Raw genomic sequence first — 18345 nt, 5'->3', positions numbered from 1 at the left:
GGCCTTACTCCTTGAGTTCCTGCCAAAGCTCGTGGAAGGGCTTGGGGCTGGGCCGTAAGGGACCCCGTCCCTCGGTCCAGGCCTTAAGAAGGGGAAGGAGGTCCTGGGGCAGGGGGAGGCCCCTTAGGGCCTTGGAGAAAAGCCGGTAGAGGCTTGGGCTTTGCATCACCTTGGAAAAGGCCTGCATGGCACCTTTTTCCCAGGTGGGGGCGAGGCCCCGCTCCACCGCTCTCTGCCGCCAGGTGAGGAGAAGCTTGGGGATAGGAATCTTTACCGGGCAGGCTTCGTAGCAGGCTCCGCAGAGGGTGGAGGCGTAGGGAAGGGGGTAGGTGTCCTCGAGGCCCAAAAGCCCGGGGTCCAGAACCGCCCCGATGGGCCCCGAGTAGACGTAGCCGTAGGGGTGCCCCCCAGTCTGGCGGTAGACGGGACAGGCGTTCAGGCAGGCTCCGCAGCGGAGGCACCGCAAGACCTCCCAGGCCTCGGAGTCGTGGAGAAGGGTGGTGCGGCCGTGGTCCACCAGGACCACGTGGACCTCCTTAGGCCCCTCCTCTCCCTCCTTCGCCGGGCCCTGGATGAGGGAAACGTAGGTGGAAAGCCGCTGCCCTGTGGCGGCCCGGGCGGTGAGGGGGAGGAAGAGGGCCAGGTCGGCGAAGCGGGGGAGAAGCTTTTCGATCCCCACGAAGGCCACGTGCACCCTGGGGAGGCTGGTGGAAAGGCGGATGTTCCCCTCATTCTCCATGAGGGCCAGGGTGCCGGTTTCCGCCACCAGGAAGTTGGCCCCGCTGATGCCCAGGTCGGCGGTGAGGAAGGCTTCCCGCAGGACCTTCCTGGCCACGGCGGCCAGGGCCTCGGGGGAGGCGTCCACGGGGGTACCGAAGCGCTGGTGGAAAAGCCTTTGGATGTCGGGAAGAGCCAGGTGGATGGCCGGGCCTACGATGTGGCTTGGAGGTTCCCCCAGGAGCTGGATCAGGTATTCCCCGAGGTCGGTTTCGTACACCTCCACCCCCAGGGACTCCAGAAGAGGGTTCACCCCCAGCTCCTCCGTGAGCATGCTCTTGGCCTTCACCACCCGCTTCACCCCGTGGCGGGCCACGATCTCCCTCAGGATGCGGTGGGCTTCCTCGGGGCCTTCCGCCCAGTGCACCCGGACGCCCTTTTCCTGTAGCCGCTTTTCCGCCAGCTCCAGGTAATGGTCCAGGTGGGTGAGGAGGTGGTCCTTGACCCTCCTGGCCCTTTCCCGCCAGGCCTCGGCATCGATCTCCTGGTAAGCTCTCTTGCGACCTTCCTCGAAGTGCAGGGTGGCTCCGGTGACCGCCTCCCGCACCCCGGGGTGTTCCCTTAAGAGCCTGGCGGCTTCCTTGGGGTAGAGTTTGGCCTTAACCTGCATACGCCTCCCATAGAAGGGTGGCCAGGGGAACCACCCGCATGTTCCTTCCCTGCGTGCCCATGCGCCCGGTTAAGTGGAGGAGGCACCCGGCGTCCGTGGAGGTGAGGGCATCCGCCTTGGGCAGGGTGGAGATCTTGCGGTCGGCCATGGCCAGGGAGACCTCGGGAAGCTTCACCGAGAAGAGCCCCCCAAAGCCGCAGCACTCCTCCGCCGCCTCCCAGGGGAGGATCTCCGCCCCGCTGTTTTTCAGGAGCAAAAGGGGTTCCTCCTTGACCCCAAGCTCCCTTAAGGCGTGGCAGCCGTGGTGGTAGGCTATGGTTTTCCCCTGAAGCCCCTTCCCCAGCTCGGTCACGCCCAGCACCCGCACCAGGAACTGGGATAGCTCGTAGGTCTTCTCCGAAAGCCTAAGGGCTTCCCCGTCCCCGGGAAGAAGCTCGAGGTAGTGGTTTTTCACCATGCTGGCGCAGCTTCCCGAGGGCAGGACCACGTACTCGGCATCCTGGAAGATGCCTACGGTCCGCTGGGCCAGGGACCGGGCTTCCTTCCAGTGGCCGGCGTTGAAGGCAGGCTGGCCGCAGCAGGTCTGCTCCTTGGGGAAGTCCACCTCCACCCCTAAGGCCCTCAGGAGGCGTACCGTGGCCACCCCCGCTTCCGCGTAGAACTGATCGGCCAGGCAGGTGATGAAGAGGGCTACCCGCATTTGCCCCTATACTAACGGCTTGGCCAGACCAAGGGGGCTTGACTGCTCGCGGGGGTTGGAACAAACGCCTTGACCCTACCCCCAGGGGGGTGTATAATCCCAGGAACGACGTGCATACCTTTGCCTACACCAAACCCCAAGCGTAAAGAAGGAGCCCCAAGATGACCTGGAAGGAAGCCTACCCGGATATCCCCCTAGGCCAGGATGCCTGCGGCATCATCGCCATGGCGGAGAAAAGCGGCAAGCCCTCCCACCGGATCGTGCGGAGGACCCTGGAAAGCCTGTACCGCATGGCCCACCGGGCAGGGGCCATCCGGGGAGAAGGGGATGGGACAGGCATCCAGACCGATATCCCCCGGGAGCTATGGGCCCGCTTCCTGGAGGGGGCGGGACTGGAGCCGGAGCTGGCCTTTAACCCCCGCTTCTTCGTGGGGCACTTTTTCCTGCCCAAAACCGAGGCGGGGCGCCTCGAGGAGTTCTACGAGCTCCTGAGGCGGGAGGGCCAGCCCCTTGGGGTGCGCCCGGTCCTCTTCCGCCGGGGGGAGGTGGTGAGCGAGGTTCTGGGCCCCGTGGGCCGTCGCACGGAGCCCATCTTCCTCCAGGTGGCGGGGCTTAGCCCCGATGGGGACGCTCCCCTGTGGGAGCTGGGCCTGAGGCTCGAGGCCAGCTTCCCCGTCCACGTGGTTTCCCTTTCCACCTACAGCGTGGTCTACAAGGTGCGGGGGGCGGCGGAGCTTTTGAAGCGCTACTACCCCGAGCTTTCCCGCCCCGAGTTTAAGAGCGCCATTGCCCTTGGGCACAACCGCTACTCCACCAACACCCTCTCCACCTTTGAACAGGTGCAGCCCTTCGGCCTTATCGGCCACAACGGGGAGATCAATACCATCGAGCGCCTCAGGCGGGAGCTGGATTACCTGGGCATCCCCCGCACCGGGGGGTCGGACTCCCAGGACCTGAACCGCATGCTGGAGGGGCTCATCTACCGCTTTGGCCTCACCCTGCCCGAGGCCATGGACCTGGTCTTCCCCCCCGTTTTGGGGGAGATCAAGGCCCTGCCCGAGGACCTCCAGGACCTCTACATGGCCTTAAGGCAGCGCTTTGGCCCCCTGGCCCAGGGCCCCGCGGCCATCGTGAGCCGCCACCGGGACGAGGCGGTCTTCGCCACCGACGCCATGGGCCTGCGCCCCCTGTGGCAGTTTGAAACCCCTTACGAGATCGTCTTCTCCTCCGAAAGGGGGGTTTTCAACGCCGAGGAGTTTGTGGGCGAACCCAAGCCCCTGGCTCCCGGGGAAAAGGTTTACCTGCGCCTGACCCCGGAGGGCCCCCGGGTCCTTCCCTTTGACCGCCACCAGCGCCTGGTGCTGGAGCGGATCGCCGCCCGCACCCCGGTGGCAGGGTACCGGGTCCACCTTTCGGGGCCCATCCGCCAGGCTCCGCCCCCCGTGGCCGGGGGGAGCGAGCCCCAGGTGGAGGAGAAGCCGGCCCCGCCCCCGTTGGGCTTGGAGCGGGCCTTCGGCTGGGACCGGTGGGATGGAGCTTACCTCGAGGCCCTGGCCAAGACTGGCAACGAACCCATCGGCTCTCTGGGCTACGACGGTCCCCTGGCCGCCTTGAACCCGGAGAAGCCCAACCTTTCCGAGTTCTTCAAGGAGACCGTGGCGGTGGTGACCAACCCGGCCATCGACCGGGAGCGGGAGATCGAACACTTCTCCACCCGCACCCTCCTGGGCCGGCGCCCTCTTCCCGACGGACGGGGTGGGGGAAGGGTGGAGGAGCTTCTTTTGCCCATCGTCTTGGAGGAGGACCAGGGCCTTGCGGAAAGCTTCGGCACCCTGACCCTGGCTGAGGTGAAATCCCGCTTCAAGACCGCCACCCTCGTGCCCCAGTTCGGTGTGGAGGAGGGGCTTCTTCTTGGGCTTAAGCGCCTGGAGGAGGAGGCGGTTAAGGCGGTGGAGGAAGGGGCCGAGGTCCTCATCCTCTCCGACCGGGAGGCCTTCCAGGGTGGGATCTGGATCGATATCGGCCTGGCGGTGGCGGCGGTGAACCGGGCCCTCATGAAGCGGGATGCCGAGGGAGTCGCCCTGAGGCGGCGTACCTCCATCCTGGTGCACTCCGGAGGGGTGAGGAACCTTCACGACGTGGCCTTCCTCCTGGGCCTGGGGGCGGAGGCGGTGGCCCCCTGGCTTCTTGAGGAGAAGGCCCGGGCCCTGGAGGGGAGGAAGGGGGTGGCGGGTGTCCTCGAGGCCCTGCGCAAGGGTTTGGAAAAGGTCACCTCCACCATGGGCATCCACGAGCTTCGGGGCTACGGGAAGATCTTCAGCGCCATCGGGCTCAAGCCGGAGCTGGCCGAGCTTTTTGGCACCCGGAACTTCCTGGGTTCGGAGACCGGAGGATACGGCTTTTTGGAGCTGGAGCGCACCCTTTTGGAGCGGGAGGGCTTCCTGAGAGCGGAAAAGGTCCTGCCCGCCAAGGACTTCCGCTTCAACCCCAGGATCTACAAGGCGGCCCAGGAGGTGGCAAGCGGCCAGGCCCCTTATAGCCACTTCCAGGAAAAGGTCCGCTCCCTGGAGCGGGAAAGCCCGGTGGCGGCTAGGCAACTCTTGGAGGTGCGCTTCCCCGAAAGGAGCGAGGTTTCCGCCGAGGAGGTGGACCTCTCCGTGGGGGGCCACTCCTTGCCCTTCCTGATCAGCGCCATGAGCTTCGGTTCCCAAGGGGAGGCCTCCTTCCGCGCCTATGTGGAGGCGGCCAAGCGCCTCAACATGCTCTGCATCAACGGGGAAGGTGGGGAGATCCCCGATATGCTGGGCAAGTACACCCACTGGCGCGGCCAGCAGGTGGCCTCGGGCCGGTTTGGCGTCCACGCCTACATGCTGAACTCCGCCACGGTCATCGAGATCAAGATCGGCCAGGGGGCCAAGCCGGGGGAGGGAGGGCACCTGCCGGGGAAGAAGGTTTCCCCCAAGGTGGCCGCTGCCCGCAACGCCGTGCCCGGGGTGGACCTCATCAGCCCTTCCAACAACCACGACCTCTACTCCATCGAGGACTTAGCCCAGCTCATCGAAGAGCTGAAGACGGTGAACCCCAAGGCCCTGGTTTCCGTGAAGGTGCCCGTCATCCCCGGGATCGGCACCATCGCCGTGGGAATCGCCAAGGCGGGGGCGGATGTCATCACCCTCTCGGGGTTTGAGGGGGGGACGGGGGCGGCCAGGCTCCATGCCCTCAAGTATGCGGGGCTTCCCGTGGAGATCGGGGTGCGGCGGGCCCACCGGGCCTTGGTGCGGGCCGGGCTTCGCGACCGGGTGGAGATCTGGGCGGATGGTGGCCTTAAGACCGCCTACGATGTGCTCCGCATGGTCCTTCTGGGAGCGGACCGGGTGGGCATGGCCACCATGGCCATGGTGGCCATCGGCTGCACCATCTGCCGGGGATGCCAGCTGGATACCTGCCACGTGGGCATCACCACCCAGATCGAGACGCTGGAGGAGGCTTTGGCCCACGGGCTAAAGCGCTTCGTGCCCCAGGACCTGGACCGGGCGGTGGAGCACCTCACCCGTTTCTTTGAGGCCAAGGGGGAGGCCCTAAGGGAGCTGGTGGCCGCCTTGGGGGCTCGCTCCCTTAGGGAGCTGAGGGGCCGGGTGGACCTCCTCTACCAGCGGGACCACCTGGAGGAGCTGGACCTTTCCTACTTCTTCCTGCCCGTGGAGGAGCCCGAGTGGCTTAAGGACACCTCGGCCCATGTGCTCAGGAAGCCCTTGAACCAGCTCACCCGCACCATCACTGAGGTGGTGATGGGGGCTTATGGGGAGGGAAGCCGCAAGCTGGTCTTCCAGGAGGGGCCGGTGAACTCCACCGACCGCGCCCTGGGGGCCCACCTGGCAGGGGAGATCGCAAGAAGGCGGCTTTACGGCAAGGGATTTGACGCCGAGGTGGAGCTCCGCTTTGACGCGGGAAGCGTGGCCGGGAATGGCCTGGCGGCCTTTAACCTCGAGGGCATGAAGGTGGTGGTGGAAGGAGGGGCCCAGGACGGGGTGGCCAAGAGCGCCTTTGGGGGCACCGTGGCCATCCTCAAGGGCCGGAACCCCTACGGGGCCTATGTGGATGGCTCCGTGGGCAAGAGCTTCGCCTACGGGGCCATAGGGGGCCTCCTCATCGTGGAGGGGGTGGCGGATAGCCGCTTCTGCATCCGGCTTTCCGGGGCGGATGTCATCCTGGGCGGGGAGCCGGAAAGGCCCCTGAGGGACGAGCTCGGCAACCTGGCGGCCCGGGCCCAGGCCAAGGGGTTTGCCTTTGAGTACATGACCCGGGGGCGGGCCTTGGTCCTGGGGGACCCCGGGCCCTGGATCTGCTCGGGCATGACTGGGGGGCGGGTCTACCTCCGCCACTGGCCAGAGATGGGCCTCACGGAGGAGGCCATGAAGCGCCGCCTGGCCAAGGGGGCCAAGGTGGCGGTGAAGCCCCTGGACCTGAGGGGGATAGAGGATGTGCGGGAGCTTCTTTCCGCCTACATCCGGGTCCTCAAGGAGGCCAAGCGGGAGGAGAAGGCGGCCCGCCTGGAGAAGCTTCTGGAGGATCCTGCCCAGCACTTCCGCATGGTGGAGCCCGTGAACCAGCAGGTGGAGCAGGGGGTGAGCACGGAGTAGGGCTCAAAGGGAAGCTCCCAGGGTGGTTCGTTGAAAGGATCCATGGGCTTTCCCAGGACCTCGAGGTCCTGGGGGTAAAAGCCCTCGCCCTAGACGAAGGGCGGCCTGGGGAGGTACATTTGTCCCGTGGACCTCGGGGACCTATTGGATCTCCTCAAGCGCCGCACCGGATTCACCGAGGCCCATGCGGCTTTGTTAAGGGAGCTTGGAACCACCATGACCCCTTTGGCCCCCGAGGTGGCCTTGGCCTTTTACGACTACCTGGGCCGGGATAAGGAGCTGGCGGAGACCCTCTATGCCGTGCCCGGAAGGGTGGAGCGGCTTTATGGCACCTTTGCCCGCTGGTATGCCGAGCTCTTCGGGGGCACCTACGACCGGGCCTATGCGGAAGGGCGGAGGCGCATTGGACTGGTGCACGCCAGGCTGGGCATCGGCCCCCGGGCCATGATCCCCGCCATGGGCATCGTGCAGGAACTCTCCCTCGAGCACCTGCGCACCGCCCTCCGTGGCCCGGAGGTCTACAGCGCGGTGGAGGCTTTTGAGAAGATCATCGCCATAGAGATTGCCCTTATTGAGGAAAGCTACCTCGAGGCCCTTGCCTTGGGCCTTTCCCTGGGCCACCGGGACCTGAAGGAGGCCTTGGCCCAAGGGGCGGCTGCCCTTTTGCAGGCGGGCTACTCCTAGGGCTCCCGGGCCAGGTCGTTGAAGCGCACGTGGGCGGCGTGGAACTGGAGTTCCACCGTGCCCGTGGGGCCGTTTCGCTGTTTGCCCACGATGATCTCGGCGATCCCCGCCTTTTCCGAGTGGGGGTTATAGTACTCGTCCCGGTAGATGAACATCACGAGGTCCGCATCCTGCTCGATGGAGTTGTGGACGATGATGTTGTTGGCAATGAAGTTGTGTAAGCCAGGGACAGTGAGGTCAAATACTTCCTCTATTCCGTCTGGCTGGATGGAGGCTACCTTGTCCCAGTAAACATCGCTGGTAGCCATCTGGCTTGTGGCGTAGTAGACCTTTGGGTAAGGTTTTTCCCCCCTTGACATGTGAAAACACCCATCGGTGGACCAGAGGTGACGAAGGAATCGAGCGATAGCAAGGGGAGGGTGAGTGAATACCGGTTCCGGCACCCGCTTTTCGTGAGCCCTTAGTCCCCAGATACCTAGTTCCTCCAACCACTCCGCTAGGGGATTGCGGATACCCTTCCCAAGACGACGGCTTGCGCTCAAGTAGACCTGGAACCACCCCCGTTCAGCCTTTATCCGGGGATTGAGTGCGTCCCCAAACACGGTCCTAGCCAGTTGAACTACTCCCTGGGCAAGGTCTAGGTCTCGCGTTGTGTACTGCAGGGTGTGACGGGGTAGGGCACAACCATCCCCGATGAGGTGCCCGAGAAGGGCGAGTTCCTCGTCCCCAAGGGTTTGTTGGGTGGCCACATCTAGCCTCCGAGGTAAGGCTACCCAATCCCCAGGCCGAAGCTCATCCAGGCGCTTCCATCCCTTTGAGGTTAGGAACTTGTGGTTGGCGGTGGCGCGGATTTGGCGTCCCAGTTGCGTGGTGAGGGCGAAGACCGGTTTTACCCCTGTGGCAAAGGCCCGGCTTACCATGGCTGCTTCCAGCTTCATGGTGGCTTCGTTAAGGGCCAAAACGTGAAACCCGGACCTGCCTACCAGTTCACGTATGGGTTTTCTTGAGCCATCGGCCAGCTGGACTAAGGTGTCTCCAGCCAAGCAACCCGACTCTCGCAAGTCCGAAAGCATGGGGCGCTTGTTGGGCCTGGCCTCCACCGCCCGGGAAAGCTGGCTTAGGGCGATCACGGGCACGTTGAGCTCCCGGGCGAGGGCCTTAAGCCCGCGGGAGATGGCGGCGATCTCCTGCTGCCGGTTTTCCCCTTGCTTGCCCGCCCCGGGTCCGGACATGAGCTGGAGGTAATCGATGATGAGAAGGCCCACCTCGTACTGGCTTCTAAGCCGCCTGGCCCGGGCCCTGAGCTCCATCAGGGTGAGGTCTGGGGTGTCGTCGATGTAGATGGGGGCCTCGGAAAGCCTTCCCGCCACGTCCACCAGGCGGGAGAAGTCGCGGTCCGTGAGCTGGCCCAGGCGCACCCGGTTCATGTCGATGCGGGCTTCCGAGCACATGAGGCGCAGGGTGAGCTGGGAGGCGGGCATCTCCAGGGAGTAGATGCCTACCCCTATGCCTTCCTTCAAGGCGGCGTGCTGGGCGATGGTGAGGGCAAAGGCGGTCTTTCCCATAGCGGGGCGGGCGGCGATGATGTTTAAGGAGCCCGGGGCCAAGGTACCGATGAGCTGGTCCAGTTCCTTGAAGCCGGTGCGGACCCCGGAGACCTCCCCCTTGTTCTGGAAGAGGGCCTCGATGTGCTCAAAGGTTTCGTGGACCAGCTCCCGGATGGAGCGGGCCTCGGTTTCCGTCTGGGTGAGGGCCACCTCGAGGATCTTCTTGCCCGCGGTGTCCAGGATCTCGTCCAGGCTTCCCGCCTCCTCGTAGGCCAGGCGCATGGCCTCGCCTGCCGCTTGGATGAGCTTTCGTAGGGTCCATTTCTCCGCCACGATGCGGGCGTAGTGCTCCGCGTAGGCGGCAGTGGGGGTGGCCTCGGAAAGCTGGACCAGGTAGCTGACCCCTCCCAGGGCTTCCAGCTCCCCCCGGCGGGATAGCTCCTCCGCCAGGGTCACCAGGTCCACGGGCTTCCCCTGGGACCTGAGGGTCTGCATGGCGGCGTAGATCTTGCGGTGGGCCTCCGCGTAAAAGGCCTCGGGGGAGGGGAGGAGGCCTTCCAGCTCGTCCAGCACATCGGAATCCAGGAGAATGGCCCCCAGGACGCTCTGTTCCGCCTCGAGGTTGTGGGGGGGAATACGGCCTTCCATACCCATAGGCCTTACCAGGCTACGCCCACCCCCCCGGGTTTTGCCAGGGGGCTATACCTAAGGGAAGCCTTGGCTTGCCAAGGCCTTTGGTTTTCTCACCTTTTTCCCTTAGGGTGGGGGTGTGCGGTGGCTTCTGGTCCTTTCCTGGATTGCCTTTACCTCTTGCCGGAGCCAGGCTTTGCCTGAGCCCTTTGCCAGCCTGGAAAGGGGCGTGGCGGAGGAGGTGCGCCAGGTGGCCCTGGGCGGTGAAGGGTATGCCCGGATGCTTTCGGGCTGGTTGCTTGTGGACCGGGAGGAGGTGCCCCTGGCAGAACGGGCGGAGTACGCCTGGCGCTACGCCCTCTTCCTGGAGGGGGTTAAGGCCTTTGAGCCGGGCTGGGAGGCCAAGGATGCTTGGCGAAAGGCGGCCCGCCTTCTCCTAGAAGCCCAAGACCCCCGGGCCTTTTCCGCCTGGGAGAGGCTTCTTCCGGAAAGGGAGGCGGTGGCCGCCCTCCTTTCCCTGGGGGAGGGGGAGAGGCTTTGGGAAGCCCTCTTCCAGGGGCGGGCCTACGAGGCTCTTTTGCAGGTTCTTCCCCTGGGGGTGCGTCCCGACCTCCGCGCCCAGGCCCTTTTCCGGCTAGGGCGCTATGGGGAGGCTTTGCCCTTTTACCGGGAGTGGGCCAGGCGGGACCCCAGGGGGTACCTGGGCCTGGGTTACGCCCTGTGGCGGCTTGGGCGAAGGGCTGCTTCCCCGTCAGGGGAACACCTCGAGGAGGCCCTGGAGGCCTTGGCCCGCTATGACCACCCGGAAAGCCGCTACGCCCAGGGGCGGATCCTGGAGGAAATGGGAAGGATCCTCGAGGCGGTGGAGGCCTACCGGCGAAGCACCCCAGAAGGCCTCTGGCGGGCCGCGGGAATCCTGGAGCGCCAAGGCCTCGTGCGCCAAGCCCTGGCCCTCTACCTGGACCTAGGCCGGGGGGGTAGCCCTTATGCCGATGACGCTGCCCTTCGGGCCTACCTCCTGGCGGGGGAGCTGGGCTTAGCCGAATCCCGGAGGGAAGCCCTGAACCTGGTGCAGGGTGGGCTGGGCCTTCTTCTGGGGAAGGAGCCTCTTCCTCCACCCCCGGCCCCTTCTTCCTCGCCGCCTCCCGAGGCTTCCCTGGTGGAGGCCCTGGTGGCTTTCGGCAAGGAGGCCTGGGCCCGGGGGGTGGTGCGCTACGCCCTTTGGCAAAGGCCCCAGGAATGGCCGGCCCTGGTCCCTCTCCTTTACCGCCTGGGGGCCTACCGGGAGGGCATCCGGGCCGCCTGGCCCACGGCCTTGGCCTATCCCCGCCCTTACCGGGAGTGGGTGGAGGGGTATGCCAGGAGGGAAGGCCTGGACCCCAACCTGCTCTATGCTCTCCTCCACGTGGAAAGCCGCTTTGACCCCCTGGCGGTAAGCCCCACGGGGGCCTTGGGCCTGGGCCAGTTCCTAAGGAGCACCTGGGAGGATGTGGCCCGGATGCTGGGAGAGCCTCCTGCCGATCCCTTTGACCCCGAGGCCAGCATCCGCTACGCCGCCCGCTACCTGCGCTGGCTTATGGAACGGTGCGCCGCCTACGGGGGCTTGGAGCAAGTAGCCTGCGCCGTCACCGCCTATAACGGCGGGATCGGCTACACCTTAAGGGGCATCGCCCGGGAAGGGAACCTCTATGCCTTCCTCCGCTTCCAGGAGAGGGACGAGCCCCGGGAGTACCTGGCCAAGGTCCTTTCCGCTTACGCCGCGTACCTGACCTTGCCCTGAACTTGCCCTTTCTTAACCCCTTGGGTATATTGGAAGCCGTGGTTTTCGCTTCCTTAGCCCCTTTCCTGTTGGGAGCTTTGGCTCCCTTTCTTATGCGCACTTTAGGGCAGCGGGTGGTGTACCTCTTTTTTCTCCTTCCTGTTGGCCTTTTCCTTTACTTTTTGCGTTTCTTACCCGAGCTCTTGGCAGGGGAGCGGGTGCGGGAGGCTTGGTCCTGGGTGCCAGGACTGGGGATCGCCTTCGCCTTTTACCTGGATGGCTTCAGCCTGCTCTTTGCCTTGCTGATCTCAGGCATCGGAGCTATTGTCCTCCTCTACGGAGCCAGCTACCTGGAGAGCCACCCCTATCAGGACCGCTTTTTTGTATTCATCCTGGCCTTTATGGGGTCCATGCTGGGGCTGGTGTTGGCCGGGGACCTGATCACCCTTTTTGTCTTCTGGGAACTCACCAGCCTCACCTCCTTCCTCCTGGTGGGCTTGGAGCACGAGAGACCTTCTGCTAGAAGAGCGGCGCTTCAAGCCCTTTTCGTGACGGTTTTTGGTGGGCTTTTCCTCTTGGGAGGGTTGGTTCTTTTGGCCCTGGCCGGGGGGAGTTACAGTCTGGAGGCCCTCCTTGCTCAGGATCTCACGGAGCACCCTTATTATCTCCCCATTCTCCTCCTCCTGGCCCTTGGAGCCTTTGCTAAATCCGCTCAGTTTCCCTTCCACTTCTGGTTGCCCAATGCCATGGAGGCTCCCACCCCTGTGAGCGCCTACCTGCACTCCGCCACCATGGTGAAGGCGGGGGTTTACCTTCTTGCCCGCTTCCATCCCGTCCTGGGGGGTACAGAGGTCTGGCATGGGCTTTTGACGGCTGTTGGGGGTGTGACCATGCTCCTCGGTGCTTTTTCCGCCCTTACCTCCCAGGAGATCAAGCGGGTGCTGGCCTATTCCACGGTGAGCGTCTTGGGGCTCCTCACCTTTCTCCTGGGGGTGGGTTCGGAAGGGGCGATAAAGGCCATGGTGTTGGTGCTTTTGGCCCATGCCCTGTATAAGGGAGCCCTCTTTCTGGTGGCGGGTTCGGTAGATCATGGGGCGAGGGAGAAAAAAGTGGAAAACCTGGGGGGTCTTGCTGGGGCCATGCCCTGGACTGCCCTGGGGGGGTTGTTGGCCGCCGCTTCTATGGTGGGCCTGCCACCTACCATGGGCTTTGTGGCTAAGGAGTTTCTCTACAAGGCCCTCGAAGGGACCCTCCTCCTTGTCGCTGCCTTCCTGACCAGCCTCCTCCTGGTAGGAGTGGCCCTTCTCGCTGGGGTCAAGCCCTTCGTTGGCAAAAAGCCCGCCCATCTTTCTCCCCACGAGTCTCCTTGGCCCTTATGGTCCGGCCCCCTGGTGCTGGGCCTGGCGGGTCTGGTCTTAGGCCTTGGCGCCTCCGAGGTAGGCCGCCTCTTGGTGGCCCCTGCGGTGGCGGACGTCGCGGGAAGGGAGGTTCCCGTACGGGTCTACCTTTGGGGTGGGCTCAACCCGGTTCTTTTCCTGTCCTTAGCCACGGTGTTGGCAGGTGTAGGGGCTTTTTCCCTTCGGGGTAGCCTCCGTCGCCTGTCCCTTCCTTGGGGGGCCGACCAAGCCTATGACCGCCTTATCCTGGGCCTGGAAAGGTTGGCCAAGTGGCAGACTACCCTTTTGCAGCATGGGTATGTGCGCCTCTACACGGCCACGGTACTCGGTGCAGGTCTTTTGGTTACGTTGCTTCCGGCCCTTCGCTTGCCGGTGGAGTGGCCCTCTTTTGGTGGGGTCCGCCCTTACGAGGCTCTGGTTCTCTTGCTCATGGCTGTGGCCGCTTTTTACACCGCGCGGAGCCGTTCTCCTATCTTCGCCGTGGTGGCCTTAGGACTGGTGGGGTATGGCATAGCCTTAATCTACTTGTTCTACGGGGCCCCCGACCTGGCCATGACACAACTTTTAGTGGAAACCCTTACTGTCTTGGTTTTCGCTTTTGTCTTTGCCGCCATGCCTCGCTTTGCTAAGGAGAAGACGGTACCGTGGAAGGCCCTTTTGGGGGTAGGCGTAGGCATGGCTGTAACCTGGGGGATTCTGCTTACCTCAGGGCAAGCCAAGCTGCCCCCGGTTTCCCAGTTTTTTGCAGAGGAAAGCTATGTGAGTGCCTTTGGGCGCAATGTGGTCAACGTGATCCTGGTGGACTTCCGTGCCCTGGACACCTTGGGCGAGGTGGTGGTGCTGGTGTTGGCGGGGCTTGGAGCCTTCGCTCTCCTCAGGAGGAAGAATGGAAACCCCCGTACTTAGAGGTCTTGCCCGATGGATTCTCCTTCTGATGCTTCTTTTCTCCTTGTATTTGTTCTACCGGGGTCACAACCTTCCCGGGGGTGGGTTTATTGGTGGTTTGGTGGCCGCTTCTGGTTTCCACGTCTATGCCTTGGCTTTCGGGGTAGGGCGGGCCCGGGCACTTTTACCCCTGGCCCCTCCTGAGCTGGCGGCCTTGGGCGTGGTGGTTGCCCTTTTATCCGGCTTCCCAGCCTTTTGGCACGGGCTGCCCTTCCTCGCCGGTCTTTGGGTAGAGATTTTGGGCCAAAAACTGGGCACTCCCCTTTTATTTGACCTGGGGGTGTATCTGGGGGTGGTCGGAGCGGTTTTGGCGGTTCTTTGGGCCCAGGAAGAGGAAGGGGTGCGAAAATGATGGTCCTCCTAGCCTTCTTGGTAGGTGTTTTGGTGGGTGTTGGAGTCTACCTTGTACTTCAGGGGAGCCTGGCCCGCTTCCTCTTGGGCTTGGCTCTTCTATCCAATGCCGCCAACCTGGTTGTCTTTTTGAGTCCTGGCCTGGTGCGGGGGCATAGCCCAATCATCCCCCTGGGGGCCAAGGTTCTGGAGCCTCCCTATGCGGATCCCCTGCCTCAGGCCATGATCCTTACGGCCATTGTCATCGGACTGGGGGTGTTGGCTTTTGCCGTAGTGCTGGCCTACAGGGTACACCAGGTTCTGGGTACCGATGATTTGGACGAGCTTCGGGGGACGGACCGATGAAGGACCTCCTGCTGGTACTCCCTCTTCTTCTGCCTCTTTTGGGCGGGCTTCTCTCCTTTTTCCTGCGGCGCTCGCCCTTGGGAGATGGGGTGGCTTTGGCCTCAGCCCTGGCCCAGTTGGGGCTTGGAGTTTTCCTCCTAGGTTACGTGCAGGTGAAAGGTATCCAGTCCACGGCCTTAAGTGGCTGGCCGGCCCCCTTTGGCATTGTGTTGGTCTTGGATACCTTTGCAGCCCTCATGGTGTTCACCGCGGCCTTGGTAGGGCTTGCTGTTACCCTATACTCCCTCAGGGGCATAGATCCGGGGCGGAAATCCTTGGGCTATTTTGGCTTTCTCCAGTTCATGCTTTTTGGCGTACAGGGTGCCTTCCTCACGGGGGATGTTTTCAACCTCTATGTGTGGCTCGAGGTCATGCTCCTATCCTCCTTCGTCCTCCTGACCCTGGGGGGAGAGCGGGCCCAGCTTTTGGGCGGCTTCAAGTACTTTGCCCTTAACTTCCTCTCTTCCCTCTTTTACCTCATGGGTGCGGGCCTGCTTTACGGTTTGACGGGAAGCTTAAATCTGGCGGACCTCCACCTCCGCATTGACCAGGTGGAGCCCACCCGGACAAGTGTGGTGGCAGGGTTTTTCCTCCTGGCCCTCTCTATAAAGGCTGCCCTTTTCCCTCTTTTCTTTTGGCTGCCTGCTTCCTACCACACGCCTCCCTTGCCGGTGGCGGCCTTCTTTGCTGCCCTGCCCACCAAGGTGGCGGTTTACGCCCTCTTTCGGCTTTTTACCGTGCTCTTTTATCAGGAGCCTGAGCTTTGGCACCGCCTTATCCTTTGGATTGCCGGCTTTACCATGGTCACCGGGGTTTTGGGAGCCTTGGCCCAGATGGAGGTGCGCCGCCTTCTCTCCTTCCACATCATCAGCCAGATTGGTTACATGATCATGGGGCTTGGGCTCTTTACCCCCTTGGGGATCGCGGGTGGTATCTTCTACATCGTCCACCACATCTTCGTCAAGGCAGCTCTCTTTCTGGTAGCGGGCCTGGCGCAAAGGCTTTTGGGCTCTTTCCACCTGGAGGAACTGGGGGGCCTTTACCGGTTTCGGCCCTATCTCGCCCTTCTCTTCGTTGTCCCCGCGCTTTCCCTGGCGGGGGTTCCCCCCTTCTCTGGATTTTTTGCCAAGCTGTTCCTGGTGGTGGGAGGAATGGAAATCGGGGAGTATGCTATCGTGGGGGTTTCGCTCCTGGTAGGGCTTTTTACCTTGATGTCCATGATGAAGATCTGGCGTGAGGCCTTCTGGAAACCCCTCCCTCAAGAAAGACAGGAGGCCTTGCTGCGGGCCTCCGTACCTCGCACCATGGTGGTGGGTACCGCTTTGCTTTCCTTTATCACCGTGTTTATCGGCCTGGGGGCGGGCTACGGTTTTGCCTTGGCGGAGCGGGCGGCATGGGAGCTTCTAGACCCCTCGGATTACATAAAGGCGGTCCTGGGAGGTGGGCGGTGAAGGTGTGGCGGGCGGTTTGGCTAATCCTCTACTTTCTCTGGCAGGTGGTGCTTTCCAACCTGCGGGTGATCCGGGAGGTCCTCTCCCCCCGTTTCCGTATGCGGCCGGGCATCTTGGCGGTGCCCTTGGATGCCGAAAGCGACCTGGAGATTGCCCTCTTCGCCAACATGATCACCCTTACCCCTGGGACCTTGAGCCTATACGTTTCCCGGGACCGAAAGTTTCTTTTCGTACACAGTATGTACGCTGAGGACCCCTCCGCGGCCAAGGTGGAGCTGAAGGAGCAGTTTGAAAGACGTGTGCTGGAGGTGACCCGGTGAAGGAACTGGCTCTTCTCCTTCTCACCCTGGCCCTGGCTCTAACCCTCTACCGTCTCCTTCAGGGTCCGTCCTTGGCGGACCGGGTGTTGGGTCTGGAGATGGTGGGCTTTGGGTTCATGGGCCTGGCCTTGGTGTACGCCCTGATTACCCGACAATCCTTTTTCGTGGATGTAGCTACGGTGTTGGCTTTGGTCTCCTTCTTGGCCACCATTGCTTTCGCCCGCTTTATGGAAAGGAGCCGCGGATGAGCCTTCTTGCGGACCTCTTGCTCCTCATAGGAACCTTGGTCTTTTTGGTGGCAGCCCTGGGTCTTTTGCGCTTCCCGGACTTCTATATCCGCATGTCCGCCTCCACCACGGCGGCCACCCTGGGATTAGGTCTGATCCTTTTAGGCGTGGCCGTGGGTTTCGGGGAGGGGCTGGTGGCCTTTAAGGCGGTTTTGCTGGTGGTGTTCCTTTTTTCCACCGCGCCCATAGGGGCCCATTTTCTGGGCAGGGCGGCCTACCGCTTAGGGGTGCCCCTGTGGCAGGGTACCCACGTGGATGAGCTTCGTGGACGGGAGGAAGAGTGAGGCCACCCCTCCCTGGCCCAAGCTAAGGCGGTGTTCCGGAAAAGCCCTCGAGGCAAGGGGAGTACTGGGTCCGGCTGGGAATCCTACCTAGGGGGTTGGGTGGAATGCTTATGGGCGAAGGAACCGCCGGGCCAGGAGGAGGCCAAAGAGGAAGCCTCCCAGGTGGGCCCACCAGGCCACCCCGGGTAGGCCCAAAAGCCCCTGGAAGAGTTGAAGAAAGGCCCAGTACCCGATGTAGAACCCCGCGGGGAAGGTGACGAAGAGGGGGAAGACGAAGAGGATCACCGAGACCACGTAGGCCCTGGGGAAGAGGATGTAATACGCCCCCAGCACCGCCGAGACCGCCCCGCTGGCCCCGATCATGGGGATGGTGGAGGTGAGGGAGAAAAGCCCCTGGGCCAAGGCGGCGGCTAGCCCCCCCAGGAGGTAGAAGAGGAGGAAGCGCCCGTGGCCCATGCGGTCCTCCACGTTGTCCCCGAAGACCCAGAGGAACCACATATTGGAAAGAATATGAAAAAAGCTCCCGTGGAGGAACATGCTGGTGAGGAGGCGGTAGCCTTGGCCCACAGGGTCCTGAAAGAACAAGGCAGGGATAAAGCCGTAGGCCTGGGCAGACCACTCCAGGCCCACGGAAAGTTGCCACAAAAAGGCTAAGGCGTTAAAGAACACCAGGCCCTTGACCACGAAAGCGGGCCGGCGGGCGTGGTTGATGTCGTAGAGGGGAAACACCCTAAGGCCTCCCGGGCTGCTGGTGACGATAGGGTACGGGCACGTACTGCACGCTGGGCTTACCCCCCTGGGCCTGGGGGTAGAGGTCCATGAGCTCGTAGACCTCGAGGGGCATCTCCGTGCTCACGGGAAGACCCATCTCCCGGGCCTGGGCCACGTCAATGGGGTAGTCGTGGGTCCAGGTGCCCTGGGAGAGGAGGGTGGCTACCTCCTCCGCCTTCTCCTCAGGCATGCGCTTCAAAAGCAGGTTTTTCACCGTGGCCTTCACCTGCTTCAGGGCCTTTTCCGCTATGTCGGCCAGGATCAGGGTCTGGTCGTCGATCTCCTGGATGGGCTTCTTCTCCAAGACCTTGAGGATGCTCGCCGCGGGGTACTGCCCAAGCTGGGGGTCTACGGGACCGAGGACGGCGTTTTCGTCCATCACGATCTCGTCGGCAGCCAAGGCGATGAGGGTTCCCCCGGACATGGCGTAGTGGGGCACAAAGACCGTGACCTTGGCGGGGTGGCGCAAGAGGGCCTCGGCGATCTGCTCCGCCGCCAGGACCAGGCCCCCTGGGGTGTGGAGGATGAGGTCTATGGGCACGTTTTTGTCGGTGAGGCGGATGGCCCTTAGGACCTGCTCCGAGTCGTCGATGTTGATGAAGCGGCTGATGGGGATGCCCAGGAAGCTTACGGCTTCCTGGCGGTGGATGAGGGTGATGACCCGGCTTTTCCGTTTGCGCTCCAGCTCGGCCATCTTCCTGGCCCGCGCCCCCAGGAGCATCTGCTGTTGCAGGTAAGGGGTGAGGACGGAAAGGATAAAAAAGAGCCAAAAGAGCTGAAAAAAGATGTCCATAGGAGGAGTATATAG

At 63.3% G+C, this 18345-nt stretch carries 15 protein-coding genes; 10 read left to right on the top strand and 5 right to left on the bottom strand.

Going from position 1 to position 18345, the window contains the following annotated elements:
• Positions 1 to 4: 4 nt before the first annotated feature.
• A complete protein-coding gene (locus tag MI302_RS09690) occupies positions 5 to 1387 on the bottom strand; it encodes a LutB/LldF family L-lactate oxidation iron-sulfur protein (protein WP_019551726.1) in 1383 nt (460 codons plus the stop codon).
• Positions 1377 to 2087, bottom strand: coding sequence for a (Fe-S)-binding protein (locus MI302_RS09685; RefSeq protein WP_019551725.1), 711 nt, complete (start codon positions 2085 to 2087; stop codon positions 1377 to 1379). The genes MI302_RS09690 and MI302_RS09685 overlap by 11 nt, the downstream gene beginning before the upstream one ends.
• A gap of 161 nt (positions 2088 to 2248) precedes the next feature.
• Here MI302_RS09685 and MI302_RS09680 point away from each other — a divergent pair, with 161 nt between their 5' ends.
• Together MI302_RS09680 and MI302_RS09675 are read left to right on the top strand one after the other, a co-directional pair.
• The gene (locus MI302_RS09680) at positions 2249 to 6727 is read left to right on the top strand and encodes a glutamate synthase-related protein (protein ID WP_239725634.1); all 4479 of its coding nucleotides are present in this window, start codon (positions 2249 to 2251) and stop codon (positions 6725 to 6727) included.
• 126 nt (positions 6728 to 6853) lie between these two features.
• The gene (locus MI302_RS09675; RefSeq protein ID WP_239725633.1) at positions 6854 to 7411 is read left to right on the top strand and encodes a protoglobin domain-containing protein; all 558 of its coding nucleotides are present in this window, start codon (positions 6854 to 6856) and stop codon (positions 7409 to 7411) included.
• On the opposite strand, the gene MI302_RS09670 is transcribed toward MI302_RS09675, so the two are convergent.
• Positions 7408 to 9606: a replicative DNA helicase gene (locus MI302_RS09670; protein ID WP_370687338.1), complete on the bottom strand. Its 2199-nt coding sequence runs from the start codon at positions 9604 to 9606 to the stop codon at positions 7408 to 7410. The genes MI302_RS09675 and MI302_RS09670 overlap by 4 nt on opposite strands.
• A gap of 121 nt (positions 9607 to 9727) precedes the next feature.
• Here MI302_RS09670 and MI302_RS09665 point away from each other — a divergent pair, with 121 nt between their 5' ends.
• From MI302_RS09665 to mnhG, 8 genes are all read left to right on the top strand, one after another.
• Positions 9728 to 11368, top strand: a complete 1641-nt coding sequence (locus MI302_RS09665) for a transglycosylase SLT domain-containing protein (RefSeq protein ID WP_239725631.1) — start codon at positions 9728 to 9730, stop codon at positions 11366 to 11368.
• Positions 11369 to 11460: 92 nt separating this feature from the next.
• Entirely contained in the window at positions 11461 to 13650 is a 2190-nt protein-coding gene (gene mbhE, locus MI302_RS09660) for a hydrogen gas-evolving membrane-bound hydrogenase subunit E (protein WP_155984161.1), read from the top strand.
• Positions 13631 to 14041, top strand: coding sequence for an MnhB domain-containing protein (locus MI302_RS09655; RefSeq protein ID WP_026329043.1), 411 nt, complete (start codon positions 13631 to 13633; stop codon positions 14039 to 14041). The genes mbhE and MI302_RS09655 overlap by 20 nt, the downstream gene beginning before the upstream one ends.
• Positions 14038 to 14385 carry an NADH-quinone oxidoreductase subunit K gene (locus tag MI302_RS09650; protein WP_019551016.1) on the top strand — a complete coding sequence of 116 codons (348 nt, stop codon included), beginning with the start codon at positions 14038 to 14040 and terminating at the stop codon, positions 14383 to 14385. The genes MI302_RS09655 and MI302_RS09650 overlap by 4 nt, the downstream gene beginning before the upstream one ends.
• The gene (locus tag MI302_RS09645) at positions 14382 to 15875 is read left to right on the top strand and encodes a proton-conducting transporter membrane subunit (RefSeq protein WP_019551015.1); all 1494 of its coding nucleotides are present in this window, start codon (positions 14382 to 14384) and stop codon (positions 15873 to 15875) included. The genes MI302_RS09650 and MI302_RS09645 overlap by 4 nt, the downstream gene beginning before the upstream one ends.
• Positions 15872 to 16195 (top strand): Na+/H+ antiporter subunit E, encoded by a 324-nt coding sequence (locus MI302_RS09640; RefSeq protein ID WP_019551014.1) that lies wholly within the window; start codon positions 15872 to 15874, stop codon positions 16193 to 16195. The genes MI302_RS09645 and MI302_RS09640 overlap by 4 nt, the downstream gene beginning before the upstream one ends.
• Positions 16192 to 16443 carry a monovalent cation/H+ antiporter complex subunit F gene (locus tag MI302_RS09635; RefSeq protein ID WP_019551013.1) on the top strand — a complete coding sequence of 84 codons (252 nt, stop codon included), beginning with the start codon at positions 16192 to 16194 and terminating at the stop codon, positions 16441 to 16443. The genes MI302_RS09640 and MI302_RS09635 overlap by 4 nt, the downstream gene beginning before the upstream one ends.
• The gene (gene mnhG, locus MI302_RS09630; protein ID WP_239725630.1) at positions 16440 to 16766 is read left to right on the top strand and encodes a monovalent cation/H(+) antiporter subunit G; all 327 of its coding nucleotides are present in this window, start codon (positions 16440 to 16442) and stop codon (positions 16764 to 16766) included. Before MI302_RS09635 ends, mnhG begins: the two co-directional genes overlap by 4 nt.
• Positions 16767 to 16874: 108 nt before the next feature.
• Here the strand turns inward: mnhG and MI302_RS09625 are convergent, their stop codons facing one another.
• Positions 16875 to 17495 (bottom strand): rhomboid family intramembrane serine protease, encoded by a 621-nt coding sequence (locus tag MI302_RS09625; RefSeq protein ID WP_239725629.1) that lies wholly within the window; start codon positions 17493 to 17495, stop codon positions 16875 to 16877.
• A 1-nt stretch (position 17496) separates the two neighbouring features.
• Positions 17497 to 18330, bottom strand: a complete 834-nt coding sequence (locus tag MI302_RS09620; protein ID WP_126217265.1) for an ATP-dependent Clp protease proteolytic subunit — start codon at positions 18328 to 18330, stop codon at positions 17497 to 17499.
• Positions 18331 to 18345 lie beyond the last annotated feature (15 nt).

Origin of the sequence: Thermus sp. NEB1569, from assembly GCF_022385295.1 — a bacterium.
GTDB lineage: Bacteria > Deinococcota > Deinococci > Deinococcales > Thermaceae > Thermus > Thermus scotoductus.
The sequence above is the reverse complement of the archived record's forward strand: the minus strand, read 5'-3'. Positions and strand labels throughout refer to the sequence as shown.